Source organism: Bacillus sp. BB081 (assembly GCF_008368895.1).
Taxonomy (GTDB): domain Bacteria; phylum Bacillota; class Bacilli; order Bacillales; family Bacillaceae_G; genus Bacillus_A; species Bacillus_A wiedmannii.
Window position 1 is genome coordinate 1 of record NZ_QOZX01000128.1, and the last position, 1,485, is coordinate 1,485.

Sequence of the window (1,485 nt, forward strand, 5' to 3'; positions counted from 1 at the left end):
CACTGAACTTATAAGACCTATTCCAAGAACACATGTAGTTGTTAACCACTGCCCTACATTTTCATTCACTTTCGTATTAAAAACAGATTGTAAGCTAATTAATATTCCTGCTAATATAGCTAAACTAAATCCAATCAAAATCTTCCTCTCCCTTTCATTACTCATAAATATTATCTTTAGCAACTTCCTTCATTTTAAAAAAGTCTTTAATTACAATAACTCCATTTCTCTTTTCAATTAATTTTTCTTTATAAAATTTTTGTAACACCCGGATTACGTGCCGATAACTTACTCCTATAAAATCCGCAATACTTGATATCGAAGTTGCATCCAAATCTTTTTTATACATATTCCCGTTACTATCAGTAGAAATAGAAAGTAAATAACTAGCTACACGTACTTCTACTGGATAAAGTAAATTAAGTGCTGTAAAACGAGTCGATATTTTTAATGTGTTTGCAATGTTTTCAAGTAAGAAGTTCATAAATATAGGATCATGTAATAACTTATTTCTAATTACTGCATGAGAAATAGAGATGGCTATAACATCTGAACAAGCTTCAACGACATTATGCGCTTTGCTATTTTGTATTAATTCAATATCACCAACAACCGCCAATGGATTGATAAAACGAAGGATCAGTTTCTTCCCCTCTGGTGTAATCGTATAAACTTTTACTTTACCTTTAACAACAAAATATAGACGATCCATTACGTCATCTATATTGCATATAAACTTACCTTTATCAAAATGATTTACTTGAAAATAAGCTGTATCTATCTCTGAAAAAATTTCAAGCATTTTATTAGTTTTCAAATAATGGATAATTAAATCTGATTTATTCTCCATTTTCATTTCCTCCTTTCATTTACATATTAAATACCACAATACCTATAATCATTACTATTGTTCCCACAATATGATATCTCTCCATCTGTATCTTTTTTATTTGAAATAATCCCTTCATTTCAATTAGAGTTGCTGTTAACAATTGAGCAACCATAAGTGTGCCAGCTGTCAATGTAACTCCCAATGAATGTATCGCTACTGTTTCTGCACAAATAATTAACCCTCCAAGTGCACCAGCTACTAAATATATTTTTTTCACATCCTTTAAAGCAGCTGCTTTCTCTTCTTTCTTTAACAAAAATACAGTTGTTGCAATAAGGACTCCAATTAAATGCGTTATAATACTCGTTGACCATATACCGATATGTGAACTAAGTTTTGCATTAAATGTACCTTGAAGTGTAATAAATACGCCAGCTAAAATAGCAAATACAACGCCTTTCAACAAATCATCTCCTAATCTTCTATTTCTAACTTAATTAAAAGCTATAATCCTATAAAGGCAAAAGGACAAATGTCACATCAGTATGAAAATAGCTACAAATGAACAATAAAAAACACAACTCAAAATATTTGAGATGTGTTTTTTATTGTTTTATCGGTATATAATATTTTAATAATTATAACTACGCTAT

General features: G+C 29.6%; 3 protein-coding genes. All 3 read right to left on the reverse strand.

Features of this window, described 5'->3' with window-relative positions:
- The coding region (locus DN394_RS28535) for a DMT family transporter (protein ID WP_179953670.1) at positions 1-138 on the reverse strand (138 nt) is incomplete at its 3' end.
- 19 nt (positions 139-157) lie between these two features.
- A complete protein-coding gene (locus DN394_RS28540) occupies positions 158-850 on the reverse strand; it encodes a Crp/Fnr family transcriptional regulator (RefSeq protein WP_141475236.1) in 693 nt (230 codons plus the stop codon).
- Positions 851-869: 19 nt separating this feature from the next.
- The gene (locus DN394_RS28545; protein WP_097916304.1) at positions 870-1,295 is read right to left on the reverse strand and encodes a DMT family transporter; all 426 of its coding nucleotides are present in this window, start codon (positions 1,293-1,295) and stop codon (positions 870-872) included.
- Positions 1,296-1,485 lie beyond the last annotated feature (190 nt).